Origin of the sequence: uncultured Sulfitobacter sp., assembly GCF_947499945.1 — a bacterium.
Lineage (GTDB): Bacteria > Pseudomonadota > Alphaproteobacteria > Rhodobacterales > Rhodobacteraceae > Sulfitobacter.
The window spans coordinates 29,977-50,234 of the sequence record NZ_CANMQD010000008.1; the positions used below are offsets into that span (position 1 = coordinate 29,977).

The following is a 20,258-nucleotide window of genomic DNA, read 5'->3' on the forward strand; positions in this document are numbered from 1 at the left end:
GGGAGGTCCAGACCATAACTCCGAAACAGCGTCTTGTGTACCAGGCGGTTTTAATTTGAGGCCAAAAGATACCTACGATAGATGCCTCCATCCAGAGGGCACAAAATACACTTTGGAGTACCCTGACACGTCTAGTTCTTTCTCAGCGGTTTTGAAAGGTGTGCAGGCTTTGCAGTACTTTCGGACATCCCCAAACGCCGCTCCCAGAAATCACCGCGCGTCAGCCCGTCATAGCCCGTACGCCACTGCGTACAAAGACTGTCATAGCGCCAGACCAGCCTGACCATTGAGCTGATCATACGCCCCCCCTCGCGCAGCATTGCACGCTTGTTGTGGTGCACCGTATAGGTCTGGCGTTTCTGGGTATCGACATATGTGATCTGTGAGGCCCCCCACAGCTTTCCCAGAGAGCCGCGGTGCCGTGCCCGCAGCGTGACACTGCGCCCCCAGCGGGAAAAAAACGGCAATAGATGACCGTTGAGTGTGAATTTCATCACCAAATGCTCAACGGAGTTCTGCTTCATCGGGTTGGCGGGACCGGACGTATCCGGCAAGGGTGCCCCGAGGGGCAGATCGCGCCACAGCTCGTCGTGTCGCAGGGCGGCAATATCGCTGCGCCGCTGCGCCATATCTGCATTTTGCGCGAAAAAATCAGGCCCCTTCAGCGCGTCCTCAATCGCAAGGTTGAGCGCTGCAAGTGTCTCGTAGTGGCACCCGCATAGGCTGCGGGCAAAAAACCATGCGGCAATGCGTGCCGTGCGCCAGCGTCCCAGCGCCATCTCGGGCAGTGCCATATGGTGGGCCAGATGACTGCGCAGATCCAGATAGAGCGTTAGAGGGCTTTCACGCTCGGAAAAGTCCAAATCCTGAAAGCACAGCACACCGGGCAGCGTGACTGCATTAAACCGGTTGACCAGCGAAAAGGAGATATCATCGCCACGCACAAAGAACGGAAACGGCATATGCGGCGCGTGATCCACCGGAAAAGCAAAATACCACCAGCCGCCATAATGCCCCTGTGGCGGTGGCAGCGTCGTCTCAAGCTCCATCTCCAAGACCGAAGAGAACGCACGCAGATCAACACCATTATAGCAAGGACGGCACCGGCTGTTGAAGACCGCACCGTTCTCCCACAACACCGCCGGATCACGCCCCGAGGATATCCCCCCGATGACGGCTGTTGCGGGATCAGTCGCATAGGCCAGAAAGGTCCATGTCCGCTCAAGGCTTTGCATATGGATGGCAGCATCATCATCCATGAACAAACAATGGCTGGCCCCGCGTGCCCGCGCCGCCAGCAACCCGCGTGCGAAACCACCCGACCCGCCAAGGTTTTCGTTTTGGATCACCTCGATGCCTCGCGCGGGAGCAATCTCTGCGCTGGCGCCATTATCGACAATCAACAACGTAATACGGTCTGCCAGCGGACTGTCCGCAATGAATGCGGCAAACCGCTCGGCCGTGCGTGCCACAGCCGCCTCGCGTTTGTAGGTCGTAACCGAGAGCATGAGTTGCGGCGCACGCACAGGGGATTGGATCGTGACCCAGTCCAGGGCGGTGATCTGCCCTGCCCCCAGACTGCGGATTTCGTAGTAGAGCACGCCTGCGGTATCTTCTAGGTCTATGGGGAGTGTGATGCTTGCCTGAGCTTCAAGCGTCAGCATCTGTGTCACAACCAAACGCCGCACATCGCATGCGGTGGCGCACCAGATCGTCACTTCAAACCGGCCCCTGCCCTGCACCCGCAGCGCCAGATCGCTCAGCGCACATTGGCGCCGCCATTTGCCGATATTGAACAGGCTGTAATAGGTATCCCCGCGCAGGATTGCAGCAGGCTCACAGTGCAATATACCTTGCGCGACATGCACCCCCCCCTGAAGCCGCAGATACAGCGCCATCTCGTCGCACAACTCGGGTTCGGGCAGGATCAGCCCCTGAAGCACCTGAAAGGATGCGCTTGCGCCATCTGTATCAGACAAGCCCGTATTCCTTGCGCAGTGTTTCAAGGAATACGCGGATCGGGTTGGACAGGTCCCCGCCAAAGCCGTCCGGCCCCAGTTGTGCCAATGCACCGCGCACAGCCTCATCTTGTGTCACAGGCGGGCAGTTGGCAATTTCTTCCAGATTGGGAAAAAACGCATCACGGCCAGACACCTGTGACAGGTACACTTGCACCGGCATGAACCGTGCCAGCAGATCAGCCCGTGCAGCAGCCCCCAGCATATCGACCTGCGCATTAGGCGTAAGCGCCATCTCCCCACACCCCTGCATCAAAAAATTTCGCAACTGCAGTGCATCCTGAGAGGCCAGCATATGATTGCCGCGCCGCGCGATCTCCATCAGCGGCAAGGGCAAGCTGAGGTTGATCCGTGGGGGCGGCGTTAGGTTGGCGGGCCATGCGACATCGGCGTGTTTGCGAAAATCGCGCACCGAATTGCCCGTCTCCATCACATCTGCATAATTGCGCAGCGTGATGCGTGCATCCGCACAGCGCGCCATCCAGCCCCGCAAAACCCGCGTGTAGTCCAAATGCACAGTACCGGCATATCCGGCAACAGCCTCGTCAAAAGGCACAAGCTGCTCACCAACTTTCAGGCGCTGGCCATGCCATGATACAAGATACTGGTCAGGCCTGCGCAAAACGCCATAAATTTGTATCTGCGTGACATCCGGAACAAGGGCGAGCAATTGCTCAATCAGCGCCTCGTTCACATCCCCGAACGTTGAAAAGACCTCCGAGCACAAGATCACTGTATGCGGGGACAGCCGCTCGATCTGTGTGGCGATGGTGCTGCGCATATCAGACAGTGCAGGCATCTGCGCAAATTGCTGTGGCAGTCCGCGCCGCGATACCGCTTCGATCATCCGGTAGGCCAATGCGCTGTGCGGTTCGCGCAGATGCGGGGGCAGAAGGCCAGGTTTATCTTTAGTGCCGATGGACTGGCGCAGCATATGGATCAGCCCGCGCGGGTCGACCATCGGATACAGGATACCATTCGCATTCAGTGCCTGCGCGTTTTGCGCCAGAAACGCCTGAAGCGAAGTCGAACCAACCTTGTGATGTCCAATGTAGAGGATCAATTTCATGCGCTGTTCCATGTCACGGGCAAGACCCTAAAGGCAAGGGTATGAGGGGTATGAGCGTTAGGGAGTGGCCACATCAAGTGCCGCAAGGATGCCCCGTAGGCCAACACGCCAATCCACGCGTGCGATACCAAACACATTTTGTGTTGTGGTGTTGTCCATCCGCGAATTCAGCGGGCGTGCGGCAGGGGTCGGATAGGCGACCGACGGGATGTCCGTGATCTCGCAGGGGATCCCTGCCTGTGCAAAAATCTCGCGGGCGAAGTCGGCCCAGCTTACATCAGGTGCCCCTGACAGATGATAGGTGCCACTTTTGCCTGCGTCCGCACACAGCTGGCGGGCCGCTGACAGACAGGTCTGCGCAATATCGGCCGCCGGTGTCGGTCCGCCAATCTGGTCGGCCACGATGCTCAGGGCGTCCCGCTCCGCCCCCAAACGCAGCATGGTTTTCACAAAGTTGTTTCCGTGCGCCGAGACAACCCATGAGGTGCGGAAAATCGCATGTGGTCCCCCCGCAGCACGCACCGCATGCTCGCCCGCCAGCTTGGTCCGTCCATATGCCCCCAAAGGGGCTGTGGGGTGATCGGGGGTGAAGGGCGCATGCCCTGCCCCGTCAAACACATAATCGGTCGAGATATGAACCAGCGGCAGGCCACGTGCCGCACAGACCCGTGCAATCACTTCGGGGGTGCGTGCATTGACGGTCAGCGCAAGGTCTTCTTCTTCTTCGGCGCGGTCCACGGCCGTATAGGCCACCGCATTAATCACCGCCGCCGCATACGTTTGGGCCACCAAAGCTGCACAAGCCTCAGGATCGGTAAAATCCGCCGTGTCGCGCCCGTGCGCCTCCAGTGTGATACCCACAGCTTGGGCAGCCAGTGCAATCTCGCAGGCGACCTGACCTGTTGTGCCAAATACCAGAACCTTCACGGGGCGTGCCCTTTGACGGCGGCATCCGCATCGCGGCCCAGTCGCTGACCCACTCCGGCACGCGCCTGCAACGGCTGCCACCACGCAGCATTGTCCAGATACCATTGCACGGTTTTGCGCAGCCCCTCTTGTACCGTCACTGACGGGCGCCAGCCCAGCTCGGTGCGGATGCGGGTCGGATCGATGGCATAGCGGGCATCATGGCCGGGGCGGTCCGTGACAAAGGAGATCAGATCGGCATACGCCCCGCTGCTGCTTGGCCGCAATTCATCCAGAATGGCGCACAGCGTTTTGACCAATTCCAGATTGCTCAACTCGTTCTCGCCCCCGATGTTATAGCTGCGCCCCACGGCCCCCTTTTGCAGCACACACAGCAGCGCATCCGCGTGATCCTCTACATAAAGCCAGTCGCGCACATTGGAGCCATCGCCGTAAATCGGCAGCGGCTTGCCCGCCAGCGCGTTCAGGATCACCACCGGCACCAGCTTTTCGGGGAAATGATAGGGGCCATAATTGTTGGAGCAATTGGTCATCACCACGGGCAAGCCATATGTCTCGGCCCAGGCGCGCACCAGATGGTCACTGGCCGCTTTGGAGGCGGAATAGGGGCTGCGCGGATCATAGGGCGTTTCTTCGGTGAACATGCCGGTGGGGCCGAGAGAGCCGAATACTTCGTCCGTCGAGATATGATGAAAGCGGAACGTATCTGGCTTGCCGTGTGCCACCCAGAAACTACGCGCCGCCTCCAGCATGTTGTAGGTGCCCGTGATGTTCGTCTCGATAAATGCACCCGGCCCGTCAATGGACCGGTCTACATGGGATTCCGCGGCCAGATGCATCACCGCGTCAGGCGCATGACGCGTAAAAACAGTGTCTAATGCGGCGCGATCACGGATGTCGACATGCTCGAACGCATAGCCGGGGGCATCCACGACACTGGCAACATTCTCCAGACAGGCGGCATAGGTGAGCGCATCGACGTTCACCACATCATGGCCAGCACCAATCGCCTGACGCACCACGGCAGAGCCGATAAAACCCGCCCCGCCTGTCACCAGAATCTTCATGTCGTTTCCTTACAGGTTCTTTGTCGCATAGGCCCATGCGTCGCGTATGATCGTATCCAGATCGCTGTGGCGCGCCTGCCAGCCCAGCACCTGTTGCGCACGCCCGTTATCGGCCACCAAAAAGGCCGGATCACCGGCACGGCGCACATCTTCTTCCACTTTGAAATCATGCCCCGACACGCGGCGCACGGCATCAATAATCTGGCGCACGCTTTGCCCGGCACCCGTGCCAAGGTTGAGCGCCTCGAACCCTGCTGTCTGTTTGCGCTGCAGATGCGCCACGGCCGCAACATGACCCGCAGCCAAATCGCTGACATGGATATAATCACGCACACAGGTACCATCGGGAGTGTCATAATCGGTGCCGTAAATTTTGATCTGGTCGCGCTGCCCGCGTGCGGCCTGTATCACCAAAGGGATCAGATGCGTCTCAGGGTCATGGCGCTCTCCACTGCGGCCCTGTGCATCGGCACCGCAGGCGTTGAAATACCGCAGTGCAACTGCCTCTAACCCGTGGGCTTGTACACAGGTTTCCAACACCGCCTCGACCATCGCTTTGCTGTGGCCATAAGGGTTGATCGGCGCGCGCGGCAAATCCTCGGACAGGCGTGCCACGTCCTCGCAGTTGCCATAAACCGCCGCCGTGGAGGAAAACACCAGCCGCGTGACGCCCGCCACATTCATTGCATCCAGCAATGACAACGTTCCCCCCAGATTGTTGTGGAAAAACGGCAGCGGCGTTACCACCGACTGGCCCGCCTCGATCAGGGCCGCAAAATGGATCACACTGTCGATGTCATAGTCCCGCATCGTTCGGGTCAGCAGATCCGTATCCGCCAGATCCCCCTCCACCAGATGATCGCCAAAACAGGCATCACGGTGGCCCGCCGAGAAATTGTCATAAACAACTGTGCCATACCCCGCCTCTCTCAACGCAAGCGTGGTGTGCGAACCGATATAACCGGCCCCCCCGACAACAAGAACATTTTGGGACATTTGCGCCTTTCGTTCTTCTTAAAAATAGACAGCACCTCTAATAGATGCACTGCATATAAGGCGGGTTCAAGAACACCGGAATGGTATTGCCGACACCGCAGATGGTGCCGACAATCACACCTATGTCAAGGAATCTACACACGCAACTTGGTTTGCAAAGGCTGTTTGTTGTTGCCCCTGCAAATCCTGCAAGAAGATCCCGCCACACCCCCTGAAACGCCCAGCCCTACAGGCCTCTATGAAAACAGGAAGTCATCCACATCAATGTTGCCTGCCTGACCGGTGAGAATAATCAGATTGTTTTGCGCACTGATACGCACATCGGCGCCATCGTCGGCAACACTGATATCAGCAAAGCTGTTCACGCCGGCCAGACCCTCAAACATCATCAAGTCCAGACCGTCCTGATAGTCCAGAATGATATCCGTTCCAAAATTGTTTCCGAATACAAACAGGTCTGCCCCGCCATATCCGCGCAGTTGGTCATTACCCAAACCACCCTTGAGCGTATTGGCACCACTGCTGCCGTTAATCAGATCATCAAAATCCGACCCGATGATATTCTCGATGCTGTTGAAACTGTCGAGGATGGCATGGCTGCCGGAACCGCCGCCCGCAAAGCCTGTTGCAAGGCTGACGTTTACAAACCCCTCAGAGGACGCATAGCTGACAGTATCTGTTCCCCCATAGCCCTGCAGCACGTCCGCCCCTGCGCCACCTTCGAGAATATTGTCCTCATCCGATCCGTTCAGGATATCGTTAAAGCGCGAGCCGATCAGGTTTTCGATGCTCAAGAACGTATCGCCAATTGCATGGCTGCTGCTCCCGCCCCCCGCAAAACCTGTGGCAAGACTGACGTTTACGAAGTTCTCCGAGGCTGCATAGCTGGCCGTATCAGACCCGCCGTTGCCCCGCAGCGTATCTCCGCCACGGCCCCCCTCCAGAATGTTGTCCGCGTTAGATCCATTCAGAATATCGGCAAAGCGCGAGCCCAGGAAGCCTTCGATCGAGGTAAAGCTGTCACCAGCCGCATCCCCTCCCCCGCTATAGCCGGTCAGCAGGCTGACATTCACGCCCGCTCCGGATGTCGCATAGCTCACGACGTCCAGTCCTGCGCCACCTTGCAGGTCATCACTACCCGTCCCACCGATCAACAGGTCATCACCATCATAGCCGCGCAAGGTATCCGCACCTGCACCGCCCGAAAGGGTATTGCCCACAGCCGAGCCGTTGAGGATGTCATTATGCACACTGCCCTGCAGGTTTTCGATCGAAACGAATACATCCCCCACAGCATCGGTGCCTGCTGTATATCCCGTCAACAAGCTGACGTTCACTGCAGATCCCGCATCCGAATAACTGGCGGTATCTGTGCCGTCCCCCCCGTCAAGCCGGTCTGCACCGCCACGCCCACGCAGCAAGTCGTCACCAGAGCCGCCCTCAAGCGACTGTGCAGTCGCATCACCTGAAAGCTGGTCGCCAAAGCGCGAACCGATCAGATTCTCGATAGAGATGAACACATCGCCGAGTGCATCACCACCTGCGGCATATCCGGACGCAAGGCTCACATTCACACCCGTACTTGAGGTGCTGTAACTGGCAGTATCGGTTCCACCATTCCCGTTGAGCGTATCTGCACCACGCCCCCCTTCGAGGGTATTGGTGCCGTTTGAGCCATTGAGGATATCGGCAAACCGCGATCCACGTAGCCCTTCGATAGAGATGAACGTATCTCCAACCGCGTCGCCACCAGCCACATAACCGGTCAGCAGGCTCGCGTTTACAGCAGCCCCTGAACCCGCATAGCTCGCGATGTCATTCCCTGACCTGCCGTTGAGAATATCTGCCCCCGCACCGCCTTCCAGAACGTTCTGCCCGTCAGTGCCTGTCAGACGGTCCTCAAACCTACTGCCCGTCAGGTTTTCGATGGAAAAGAATGTGTCCCCCGCGGCATGCGTACCTGCTGTGTAGCCAGTTTGCAGGCTGACGTTTACCGCATCCACAGCATCGGAGTAGCTGGCCGTATCGCTGCCATCGCCACCATACAGACGGTCGGCGCCTCCGCGTCCGCGCAACAGGTCATCGCCAAAACTCCCCGTGAGCGCCTGCGCTGTTCCATCCCCCGAAAGCTGGTCGTCAAAGGCCGAACCCGTGAGGTGTTCGATGCTGAAAAAGACATCTCCCGTTGCATCACCGCCTGCCGCATAGCCCGACGAAAGGCTCACGTTCACGCCCGCGTTCGAGCTTAGATAGCTCGCCGTGTCATTGCCGCCATTGCCGCGCAGTACGTCAGCACCCTGACCGCCTTCCAACACGCTCGCGCCGTTCGACCCGTTCAAAATATCATCGAACCGGCTGCCCTTCAAACTTTCGATCGACACAAATGTATCGCCTGCCGCATGACCTCCCGCTGCAAACCCTGTCAGCAGGCTCACATTAACTGCGGCATTCGAAGCGCTGTAGTCGGCAAGATCGGTAGAACTGCCACCATCAAGACGGTCTGCCCCGACCCCGCCTGCCAGCGTGTCGCGCCCCGCCCCGCCATAAAGCCGGTCATCACCGCCAAAACCCAGCAGGACATCATTCCCCTCACCGCCCAAAATCCGGTCTATGGCATTGCCACCGGAGACATGGTCATTACCGTCCAGCGCGTTGATCAGGTTACGTCCCGAGCTGGCGATGATTGTATCGGCCAGCTCCGAACCATCTGTCCTGATCTCTCCAAGGTCAGTACGCACCGACCAGACAGACAGGTCAATCTCGGCAGTTTGCCCAACTGAATCTGTGGCCCGCAGCCGGACATCATTTTCGCCATAGTTTTGCGGCCCTCGACCAAACAGGCGGTCCGCATAGCTGCTAAAGGCCATCCAGCTTGGCAATGCTCCAACCACGGACCAGTCGAGATCAGGATCGTCAAAATCGACAATGGTGTTTTGCCCCAGATCAAGACGCAGCGCAGACCCCTGCTCGATGAAAATATTGCGGTCTTCCAGAACAACAACAGGTGCAAGATTGGGGCTGCTGGACGTCTCGAAACGCGCATTGGTCGCCAAGTCTGTTTCGGACACATCCGTCACATAAAGAATCTCACGCCAATCCGTACTTCCCGCCTCGTCCCAGTCATAATTGAACTGGAGATAGGCATATGTGGTCCCACCCGTCACACGCAGAACTTCATCGGCAAAGGGGTCACTGCCTGTGTAGCCCGCAGCATCCAGCAGACGAGACACATCAATAATGTCTCCCCCTGCTCCAACAGTCATATCGGTGATTGTGTCAATTTCTCCCTGAACGGCTTCGATCAGGACAAACCGGTCACTGCCTGATCCACCAGCCAGCGTATTGCTGCCCCCGTTTCCGGTCAGCACGTTATTCAGGGCATTTCCCGTCAAGGTATTGTCGCGCTGGTTGCCCATGGCATGGGTCGCCGTGTTGCCCAACAATGTCAGCCGCTCGATGTTGCCGGACAATGCATGGTTCACAAAACTGCGAACCTCGTCTGTACCTGCGTTAGAGTATTCGATGACCTTGTCACCGATACTGTCCACAGTGAACGTGTCGTTCCCCCGTCCACCGAACATGGTGTCACTGCCGCCCTGACCGTCAATGACGTTGTGATAGTCATTGCCCATGATGATATTATCGGCAGCGTTCCCGTTGGCATCATATTGCCCGTTATTGGCGAATGTAATATTTTCGATGTCATCAACAAGCGTGAAAATAGAGGTGTTGATTACGATTGTGTCGATGCCACCTGCGGCCTGCTCCACCACCACGTCACCCGCATTGTCGATGAGATAGGTATCATTGCCGTCGCCGCCGACCATCGTGTCGGCACCACTACCACCATCCAGCAAGTCATCGCCCTGACCACCGATCAAACTGTCGTCGCCACTCGACCCTTCGAGCGTGTCATTACCACCGGAACCAGCCAGCGTATCATTCTGGCTTCGCCCTTCGATGAAGTTGTCGCTGGCATTGCCTGTACCGCTCAGACCTACAGAATAACTGTTAAAGCTGAGATTTTCGAGGTTCGCCGCCAGTGTCCATGTGCTTATTTCGGAGATAACGTTGTCATCGCCTCGGTTCTGACTTTCCTCGATCCTGTCACCCGCATCATCCACATAGTAGGTATCATCACCGCCACCACCCAGCATCGTATCCGCACCATCGTAGCCGTTGATCAGATTGTCGCCCGCATTGCCTTCGATGAAGTTGTCGAACCCGTTGCCATAGCCATCAAGGTCTTCCGAACCTGTCAGGCGAAGAGCTTCCATATTGCTACCCAAACTGACCGAAACCGAAGAAATGATACGGTCATACCCCGCATTCGCAGACTCGCTTGCGCTGTCGTTTGTGTTGTCAAAGATATAGGTGTCATCACCGGCAAGCCCGTACATGCGGTCATAATCAGCCCCACCATTCAGTACATTATCGCCCGTGTTCCCGTAGATCGTATTGCGCTGTGCATTACCGGTCGCATTGATACCCGCACTGCCCGTCAGTGTGAGGTTTTCAATCGCGCTGCCCAGCACAAAGCTGGTGTCGGAATTCACAAGGTCAGTCCCTTCACCGCTCCGTTCAATCACAGTATCGCCTGCCCCGACATAATAAGTGTCGTTGCCGGCGCCTCCTTCAAACCGGTTCGCCCCGGCATTGCCGCGCAAGGTATTTCCAAGTGTGTTGCCGACCCCGTCCAGATTGGCCGTTCCGGTGAACGTCAGGTTTTCCACATAATCGGACAAGGTGAAATCGACGCTGGCAAAGACCTCGTCTGTGCCGCCACTCGAGCTGTCTTCGACAACAATATCGGAAAGGTTATCGACAAAGTAACGGTCACTCCCCGAGCGCCCCTCCATCCAATCCGCACCCGATCCGCCATCAAGATAGTCAGCGCTGTTGCTTCCGATCAGAACATCCGTTCCGCCCCCACCCGAGAGCAGAGCGGTCGAGCTGCTTGTGACTTCCAGAAAATCATCGCCAGAGCCAGAATACACGGCGACACCGCTTGTCTCGATTGTAGCGATGTTATCCAGCTCTCCCAGAAGATAGACACCGCGCTCGTCAAACGCACGCTCGCCGCCCCCGGCCAGACGCAAATCCTCAATCGCATCCGTCAAATCACCGCTGATATGGTCCAGCCCGTAGGTCTCCAGCAAGGCATTGATCTGCGTGTTGATCTCGCTGTTGGACACGCCGTTGGATTGCCCGATAAAGCGGAGCGCATTTTCCATCTCGCCAAGATAGGCAGGGATATTGCGCACCTCGTCTTGCGGCACAAGCGCGTCAACAGCTTCGACATAGATCTCGAAGTCTTGCAGTCCGAACAAGCGGTCAACATTCACTGAATAGACAAGCCCCGTCAGCGCACCCGCCATCGGACCCACGGTCAAAAAGCGTGCCGCAAACTGGTCCATGGTCTCGGCCCATGCCGCTTCCAGATTACCCACAGCAAAGGCGGGGGGGTTGGTCTGTGGCGGGTTGGTGCCGGCCTGAATCCACGGCGTTCCGGTCATCGCCTCCAGAACGGCCAACTGACGTGCATCAAAATTGCCGCCGCGGCTGGCAGGGTCGATCCCTGTGGCTCCGGCCCATTCGATCATGATCGCCTCGATCCGCTCGCGGACCTGACCAAACTGTGATGGTGTCAGGGTCTGGAAACTTTGCACCAGTGACAACAGCGAGGCATTTATCGTCATCGCTTCTTGCAGATTGGCCAGCGTACCGTATCCGCGCACATTGGGCAGGCTTTCAGCCGCCGCCGAGAGCGGCACACTGCCTTGGGTATAGGTATTGACGCTGTCGGTCTGCATCCAGACATCCACCAGCAAGCGCTGCGTGCCTGCGGTGGTGGTATACGATCCCTGCTCGTGGATCAGGTTTTCAGCTGCGGTAAAGTTCACGGTGGTAAAGTTCAAACCGAACGAGGCCACCCCGTTGGCCGCAAGGCTTTGCAATTCGCCCGCATCGGTAACACCGTCCTCGTTCAGATCGCGCCAGATGCGCAGATCCGACCAAATCGCATCGCTGGAATCAATGGTGCCGTCGTTGTTGCTGTCATAGGTCGCCAACTCGGCGAAACCCGACTGGCCGGGATCGCCGATCAGCTCGCCCACATTGTCGATGATACCATTGCCGTTCTCGTCAATCGCAACAAACCCGTCTTCGCCCGTCAGCCAGCCCGTGGCCTCGGCAAAGCCGTCATTGTCCATATCAAAGAACACACCACTGTCGGCCATGGATTTGAGCGTGATGCCGTTGGGGCCAAGGTCCACAATAAGAGGATCGCGCGGCGGCTGGAGGGATTGACCGTATTGGCTTTCGATGAAGTCAAAGAAATCACCGATGGTTTGGTCGCCCTCTTCTGCGACCAGAAAAACCAGCCTTGGGGGCAGGTCGCCATTAAGATACAGGGTGACCAGATCCTCTTCGGAGATGTTTTCGGCCATGTATTCGACAAGCAGATCAGTCAGCCGCCCTCCTTGACCTGCGCCTGGGTACTCTCCGTCGGACCCTCTGTTATCATCATCAATGCCAACGGGGTTGTCTGGAAAAGTATCGTTCACATCGATGCCAATCGCATCAAGTAACGACGCGATTGTCGAGTTGCTGTTAACACCGTTCGAACGCGCCGCAGGTGGATCAGGATCGTAATCTATTTCAGCATCGTTCATTTGCTCGGACATCCCGATAAGCTGGTCCCACAGCTTGTCGGCATCACGCCCCTCAAGATCAAGAACGACACTGCCCCTTTCGGCACGCGCAGCATCAGTGTCGGGACGTTGATCACCTTGATCAATCGTCTGAAGAGGCTCATCGATATTCAAAATCAGATCACCAAAGAACGGCACAGTCCCTGAATAGCCACCACGAATGACCGACTCCTGCCCCGTATCATCGACATGCACCAAATAAAGGTGACCGGCGCCATTAGAGCCTGGGACCGGATATGCCTCAATTCTAATTTCCGACATAATTACTTTTCCTTATTCAATTCATCGTCAAACTGGCGTGCAAGCAGCGCCATATCAATTTTGCATTCATGGGGTTTATTATATCCGGTAATTATCCGGCTCTGCGGATCAACTGTAATGCAGACCCCTTTGGGAAGGTTGGGAGACATATTTCCACCAATATCCGCCTCAAAACTGGCAAGCGGGAAAGGCCCTTGAAACAGGACCACCTCGTCTGGCGTTTCACGGTGCAAAACCAGCCCTGTTGCTTTGGCAAACTCCAAAAAGTTATCCGCATCAGCATCACCCGCCGGAAACTTTCGGTGGATAAAGTCGGCATAGTCTTTTTCTTCCAGAAAACATTCAGGACCCAGAGCATCAGCAACGTTCACATGGGCACCGGACATGAAATAAGCACGTATATGCGTGTTTTTTACCTGCTCGCCGTCACGCTCGAAGGCTGCAAATATTTGCAATCCGTCCTGTGAAGCAGAATAGAGGTCATATTTACGGCCAGACGTGCCTGAGAGTTGCCGTTCAAAGCCAAAGCTGAAATGCCCCACACGTTGAAAGCCGTTCTTAACCTCTTCAGCCGTTTTACCAACAAAATCCGAAGTCTTCTTTTCCAACTCAAAATAAATACTTTTACTCAATACCATTTCGTTACAGTGCATATTATCCTCGGACTGACCATAAACGGCACCACCCCTCAGCAATGCAATTGTACAGATCAGTAAAGCAAATTTTTTCATAAATATCATAGTATTTTCTCAAATCACCTTAAGGAAATCCTATTCTCAAAGCCACTCTAAAACACAAAATCGCCTACATCTAATAGGCCTGCGGCATCGCGCACCGTGACTATATTTCCAGCCCCGTCCCAGACCTGCGCGTCCGCGCCGCTGTCGCGGATCATCAGATCATCAATACCTGTGACCCCCGAATGCATAGAGAAGTCCAGCAGGTCCATGCCATCCTGAAAATCTGCAATTACATCCTGACCAAACCCGTCGGTAAAGACGAACAAATCCGCCCCCAGATACCCGCGCAACACATCATTGCCACCTGCACCGTCAAGACGGTTGGCGCCATGATCCCCGTTCAGAATATCTGCATATACCGACCCTGTGAGGTTCTCGATCTGGATAAATGTATCGCCAACCGCATGAGAGCCTGATTGACCACCAGCAAACCCCGTCAGCAGAGATACGTTCACACCGCCAGCAGAGGACGCATAGCTCGCCCAGTCCGAACCGCCATTGCCATCGAGGACATCACCACCGGCTTTGCCCTCCAATACATTTGCGCCAGCATCCCCGTTCAACCGGTCGGCAAACCGCGAGCCGCGCAGGTTCTCGATCCCCTCCCAACTGTCGCCAATCGCATCACCGCCTGCACCACCACCCGCAAATCCCGAAGCAAGCGAGATGTTCACAAACGCAGCGCTGGTCGAATAATCGGCAGTGTCCATGCCGCCATAACCGCGCAGGACATCCGCACCAAGGCCCCCGCGCAAGATATTGGCGCCCTGATCCCCGTTCAGAATATCATCATGATGCGAACCAATCAGGTTCTCGATACTGATCCAACTGTCCCCGCGTGCGTGACTGTCCGAACCACCACCCGCAAAGCCGGTCGCAAGCGAGATGTTCACAAAACTGCCCGAAGCCGCATAGCTGGCCCAATCCTGCCCGCCACCGCCCGCCAGAACATCACCGCCGCCCAGTCCAGCCAAAAGGTCTTCTCCACCATTACCGGCCAATGTGTTGTCACTGTGATCGCCCGTTAGACTGTCATCCTGCGCACTGCCCCAGATGTTCTCGAACCCTGCAATCACATCACCGCGTGCGTCGCTGTCCTGTGCCCCCCAAGCATATGCCGCCAACAACGAGACATCGACATGTCCTGCGGATCCGGAATAATCCAGCGTATCCTCGCCGCCATTCCCCTGAAGCGTGTCTGCACCCAATCCGCCCGCCAGCACATTCGCGCCATTGTCCCCGTTCAGACGGTCCGCAAAGCGCGATCCGCGCAACGCTTCTATACCAGAGAATGTATCACCCGCCGCATGGCTACCAGTCCCGCCCCCGCTATATCCCGTCAGCAAGGAGACATTCACAAAGCCCTCAGATTGCGCATAGTCAGCTGTGTCAAATCCGCCATTGCCGTTCAGGCTGTCCGCACTGGCACCACCTGCAAGAATGTTGTCGTCGTTATTGCCATTCAGGCGGTCGGCAAAGTTTGAGCCGATCAGGTTTTCGATCGACATCCATTTGTCGCCCAAGGCAGCCGATCCTATACCCCCTCCAGCAAATCCCGTTGACAGTGATACGTTTACAAAGGAAACACTGTCGCTGTAATCGGCCCAGTCCGAGCCGCCATAACCGTTCAAGACATCAGCTCCTTCGCCACCACGCAGGATGTTGTTCCCGTGGTCCCCGTTCAGCCGGTCGCCAAAGCGTGACCCTGTCAGGTTCTCGATCCCTATCCAACGGTCAGCACTTGCATGATTGTCCGCACCGCCCCCCGCATACCCCGTCAGCAACGATGCGTTCACCCATCCGGCACTATCGGCATAATCAGCCCAGTCCATCCCAGCGCCACCAATCAGCGTGTCCGCTCCGCCACGTCCACGCAAGATGTCGTCCCCTGCACCCCCTGACAGAATGTTGCCTTCTGCGTCCCCACTGAGGCGGTCATCAACCTGACTACCTGTCAGGTTTTCAATCCCCGACAGCACATCGCCTGCCGCATCCCCACCCGCGATATAGCCCGTCAACAACGAGATATTTACGCCTGCTGCACTGTCCGAATAGGTTGCCGTATCACGCCCCGCACCGCCATCAATGCGGTCTTGTCCCGCACGCCCGCGCAACAGATCATCTCCGCCACCACCCAAAAGCATATTATGTCCAAGATCGCCTGACAGGGTATCTTGCATCCCCGATCCAGTGATCCCTTCAAAGCCCGAGATGCGATCATCCTGCGCATCGCCCCCCGCAGCAAAACCGGTCAGCAAAGATACATTCACCCCGCTGGTCGAGGCGCTGTAGGACAGCATATCACGCCCTGCGCCACCCGACAGGCGGTCACCGCCTTCACCCCCCTGCACCGTATCATCACCACTGCGCCCTTCGATAACATCCGCGCCAGCCAGCCCTGACAGCAGGTCATTCTCGCTGCCGCCTGTGATCCGCTCGGCCTGATCGGTGCCGACTTGCGTCATTGCATCGTTTTCCAGCACGATAATGCGCGCGCGCCCCGAGATGATCTCGACCTGTGCGCCTGCTATGGTCAGGATTTCAACAGAGAGGGTCTGATCCCCCGAGCCGATGGTATCATCCACAGTCGGATGCACGATTGCCGCGGTATTTTCCCCTGCCGCAATTGTCACGGTATCGGTCAGGATTTCGGTCCCGTCCGCATCACTGATCCTGTAGGACACCACCAGATTGGCAATCGCAGCGCGGTCCAGTGCGAGCGTCGACTGTGCGGTACCGCCCTCGACGACAACGGCGTCGGACAGGATGATCTCATGGGGCAGCGGATCGTTTTCGCGCACCGTGCCACTCCATGAGTTATTTGAAACGCTGCCGCCATAGGTCGCGGGACCACCAAGAGTAACACCGTCTGCAAAAAACACTTTATCGCCAGTATAGACACTGTCGTTGGCTGTATTAATGGTAAAGCCGATCGTGCTGCCCCCGCCCAGCTGCAGCGCGCGTTCATGGATCAGAACGTTGAAAACTGGCGTGTCGATGGCACCATAGTTCTGTCCCGTAGTCATGTTCTGCCACGTGGCACCCACCTTTTGATAAGTATCCGTGCGGAACCCCAACACACCCGAACTGTTGGTATCGGAATAATTAACGACAACCGAATTCACATCGTCCAAGGTCAATCCGTTTAGGTGCACCTGGCTCAACACACTCCCGCCGATCTGCGCATAATTCGCTTTGAGACTGAATGTCAGCGCACCCCCCTCAAATGGCGCACTTTGTGTGCCAAAATAATACACAGGCAAAGGCGCACCGGGCACATCATCATCTATGATCGTCGCATTGACCACTGCCGCAGATGCCGTACCACCCTCAACGCGATCGATGATAAGCTGGATCGTCTCGTTATCCTCCGGCAGCGTGTCACCGAATGTGTTCACCCTTAGCGTCTTAGTTTGGGTGTCGCTTGCCAGATCAATGAACTGCTGGCCCGGTCTGTCGGCAAAATCAATACCCTCGGTCGCAGTCCCCCCCTCGACACGGTAGAATACACGAACCGTGGAGAAGGTCGGGTTATAGTCCAGATCAAACGCAAAAGTTGCCTCCCGCCCTTCGCGATCACTGGATCCCGTGACTGTCACAACCGGCTGACGCGGGGCCGGATCATCATCGGTAATGGTGCCGATAGCGCTTGTATCTAACGGCAGATCCCCACCACTGTTGGAGATCAAATCAATGCGGAATGTCTCATCCCGGCTGTCTGTATCTGCGAGGGTCTGGACCTCGATCACGGCCTGTGTATCGCCGCGTCTAACCGTGGTTTCGTAATTGCCGATCGGGTAATAGTCGGTGTTTTCAGATGTCAGATCAGTGATGGTATAGGTCAGCCGCATGTCATTGTTGGCAGGGCCATCCAGCGCAAGAACAAACCGCGCAACAGCGCCCTCAGCCACCGTCACGTCATTGAATGCCCCGAACACAGGCGGCGTGGCCGGCGGCGTATAGATATCCGTAATCGTCCCGAACGCAGTCGTGTCAGCGCTCATATCCGCGCCGTCCAGCCCGATCACCTCAAGGCGGAAACGCTCGTCGTCGCCGTCATCATCCACCGTTGTAGGCACATCAACAAAGACAGAGCGGCGTCCAGCGGCGATGATTGCTGTGCCTTGGGTGATACCAACATCACCCTGCTCCGACGTGATCCCTGCAATCCGGTAGGACACCGTCACATCTGATGGTGCATCTTTATCCAGTACTATCTCGAACGACAGGACCTCCCCCTCGTCGCCACGATCATTGCGGGTGGCAAACAAAACCGGCCGTGCGATGGTCGGCGCGGCTGTGCCATCCGGCAAAGGCGGGGGCGGCGGTGCAGGTGTGGCATCAGGTGCTGTGTCGGGATCGATAATTGTTGCGTAAGCCTCACGGCTGGAGCCCAGCACCGCACCACTGGCCGAGGTAAGACGCAACCCGATCGTTTCATCCTCGAAATCGCCATCCCCATAGGTGGCGATCTGAACGGTAGCACTGCGCTGTCCTGCCGCAATAGTAACAGACCCGTTACCGCTGGCAAAATCACCCGCTTCCGCAGTCAAACCAAAAGCGGTCCACCCGATAGACGTGGCTTGTGTTGCAACCTGATCAAGCGTGATGGAAAAGCCGATGCTTTGCCCCGCGATCACTGATGCGCCCGCAAAAACGGATGCTACCGGTTGTGGCGGCGGGGCTGCTGGTTCCAGCGCTAGCCCGGGGTCGACATCAACTGTGAACACCTCTGTCTGCGTGGCAAAAGTAATGTCGCGCAGGGGGCCGTCCAGAAAATAGACAGGATCAAACTGGAACCGGAATTCATCGGAAAACGGCCCGAATGTGACGTCATCCGCCAATATCGGAGATGACAACGATGCGCCCAAAGTATCAAAGCCGAAGACCAGTTCAGGGGCCAGCCCCCAACGTGTGCTCACAGCCCCGGACAAATCAAATTCGGCTGTAATGTTCAAATCATCCGCGCCGGCAAGGAAATCAAAACTCTCCCCCAACAGACCTGTCTGATGCGCACCCGTCGCCTGATCCGTCAGCCTGACCTGAACCGCACCGGGATCAAACAGCACCTCTTGGGCAAGGCGCAGACCTGCGGTGGCCGTCATGTCCAGCACGGTCCATGACAGATCGCCAATCGGCGTCGATATTTCTTTGCGCAAAACCTCTGCGATGGGAGCTATCTTTTCAAGCAGGTCGATCACATTGAAACCGGCGGTGAAGATCGGGTTCGACAGGGAATCCGCAATGACCTGCCCATTAGGACCATAGTCATCTGCCTCGGAGGTGACTGCCCCGAATGTGGTTGGCAGTGCTGCGGTGAACGTGACATCGCCAATCTCGAAACTTTCCTCGGCTCCCGTGTCACTGTCGAGCGACAGCAAATCATAGCGGAAACCGGTATTGAGGTTTTCAGTATACAGAAGACTGGGCAGATCAATATCTGCACTGGCCCATGCATCGCCAACCTCATCAGGTGCCAGATTTACACTGGCACTTTCGGGTCTGACCGCAAAAAGCAGTTCCGTGACAAAATCAACATCAAGGGAATAGGACGGCCCGTTCGAGACAACGACACCGCTGCCCCAATTCCACGCTGATGTGTCAAAGGTAACAACATCATCTGGCGCCACAGCCTGTTGGTCCAGATCAATAAGCAAAGGAGCCACAACACTGGCGCTGCCCAAACTCGCGGCAAAATCAACCTCAAACCCGAACCGCGACCAGAATTTATAATCAAAGGTGAGAGAGGCCACATCAACATCAGCGCCAAAAGGGTTGGGCAGAGAGGCGCGCAGATCGGCACTCTCCCAATCCCCCCCCAAATTTCCAATTGTCTGCGTAAAGTCATAGCTTCTGCTGTCGGACCCCAAATCAATATCGGTTTGGGTAAATATAACTTCACGGGTCATTCAAATTCCTTAGAAAGGGTCCCCCTCCAAGCATGAGAAATAACCATATTTTTTAATCGGCATTGTCATACCTCTGTTTAATTTATCATCAATTTTTCTTTATTTTTCAATATATAAATCAACTTTTATTTTGGCTCGGCATCATATCCTCCAGCTGTTCACATTCTGGCAGATCGCGCAGTCTTTCCAGATCAAAAGCAGATAAGAACTGCCCTGTTGTCACAACAGTATAGGGCGCACCGCGTTGGGGGCTGCGGGGGCCTGTGCCGATCAGGCCGCGTGCATGCAAGCGGCCTGTCAGGGTCCGGCAGATCTCCTTGCCAAAGATGTCTTTCAACCCGTCGCACGTCATAAGCTGATGACAAGCGAGCAGCCAGCACCGAGACATCAAATGCGCTCAGCGCCAGTATCGGGTCTCCCACATCAGCAGCAGAACGGATCACTTCGACATAGGCGGCCCTGTTTGCTCTTAGCGAAATGAGCTGGCTTCCTTTTGGCTTTGGTGGACCTTAACGACTGCTTGGTGGCCTTGATTGCATTACCCCCACTTCGGTCGAC

Annotated in this window: 8 protein-coding genes and 1 pseudogene; all 9 read right to left on the minus strand. The window is 56.5% G+C overall.

The genetic code is table 11. The features are described from left to right. Positions 1-131 precede the first annotated feature (131 nt). On the minus strand, positions 132-1,979 hold the full coding sequence (locus Q0775_RS18700) for a glycosyltransferase (RefSeq protein WP_298864727.1): 1,848 nt from the start codon (positions 1,977-1,979) through the stop codon (positions 132-134). Further along, positions 1,972-3,087, minus strand: a complete 1,116-nt coding sequence (locus Q0775_RS18705) for a hypothetical protein (RefSeq protein ID WP_298864729.1) — start codon at positions 3,085-3,087, stop codon at positions 1,972-1,974. The genes Q0775_RS18700 and Q0775_RS18705 overlap by 8 nt, the downstream gene beginning before the upstream one ends. Before the next feature lie 57 nt (positions 3,088-3,144). Continuing rightward, complete coding sequence (gene rfbD / locus Q0775_RS18710; RefSeq protein ID WP_298864732.1) at positions 3,145-4,014, minus strand: dTDP-4-dehydrorhamnose reductase; 870 nt, start codon at positions 4,012-4,014, stop codon at positions 3,145-3,147. Next, positions 4,011-5,081, minus strand: coding sequence for a dTDP-glucose 4,6-dehydratase (rfbB, locus tag Q0775_RS18715; RefSeq protein WP_298864736.1), 1,071 nt, complete (start codon positions 5,079-5,081; stop codon positions 4,011-4,013). The genes rfbD and rfbB overlap by 4 nt, the downstream gene beginning before the upstream one ends. Before the next feature lie 9 nt (positions 5,082-5,090). Next, positions 5,091-6,077 (minus strand): UDP-glucose 4-epimerase GalE, encoded by a 987-nt coding sequence (gene galE / locus Q0775_RS18720; RefSeq protein WP_298864739.1) that lies wholly within the window; start codon positions 6,075-6,077, stop codon positions 5,091-5,093. A 236-nt stretch (positions 6,078-6,313) separates the two neighbouring features. Then, positions 6,314-13,051: a hypothetical protein gene (locus Q0775_RS18725; RefSeq protein ID WP_298864741.1), complete on the minus strand. Its 6,738-nt coding sequence runs from the start codon at positions 13,049-13,051 to the stop codon at positions 6,314-6,316. Between the two features lie 2 nt (positions 13,052-13,053). Next, a complete protein-coding gene (locus Q0775_RS18730; protein WP_298864743.1) occupies positions 13,054-13,782 on the minus strand; it encodes a hypothetical protein in 729 nt (242 codons plus the stop codon). A 56-nt stretch (positions 13,783-13,838) separates the two neighbouring features. After that, positions 13,839-19,700 (minus strand): Calx-beta domain-containing protein, encoded by a 5,862-nt coding sequence (locus Q0775_RS18735; RefSeq protein WP_298864745.1) that lies wholly within the window; start codon positions 19,698-19,700, stop codon positions 13,839-13,841. A 118-nt stretch (positions 19,701-19,818) separates the two neighbouring features. Further along, a pseudogene (locus Q0775_RS18740) lies at positions 19,819-20,140 on the minus strand (SMC-Scp complex subunit ScpB); the annotation flags it as partial. Positions 20,141-20,258 lie beyond the last annotated feature (118 nt).

Coding starts and splice junctions, on each gene's coding strand:
- Q0775_RS18730 (WP_298864743.1), bottom strand. CDS start 13,782: ATGAAAAAATTTGCTTTACTGATCTGTACAATTGCATTGCTGAGGGGT.
- Q0775_RS18735 (WP_298864745.1), bottom strand. CDS start 19,700: ATGACCCGTGAAGTTATATTTACCCAAACCGATATTGATTTGGGGTCC.
- galE (WP_298864739.1), bottom strand. CDS start 6,077: ATGTCCCAAAATGTTCTTGTTGTCGGGGGGGCCGGTTATATCGGTTCG.
- rfbB (WP_298864736.1), bottom strand. CDS start 5,081: ATGAAGATTCTGGTGACAGGCGGGGCGGGTTTTATCGGCTCTGCCGTG.
- Q0775_RS18725 (WP_298864741.1), bottom strand. CDS start 13,051: ATGTCGGAAATTAGAATTGAGGCATATCCGGTCCCAGGCTCTAATGGC.
- Q0775_RS18705 (WP_298864729.1), bottom strand. CDS start 3,087: ATGAAATTGATCCTCTACATTGGACATCACAAGGTTGGTTCGACTTCG.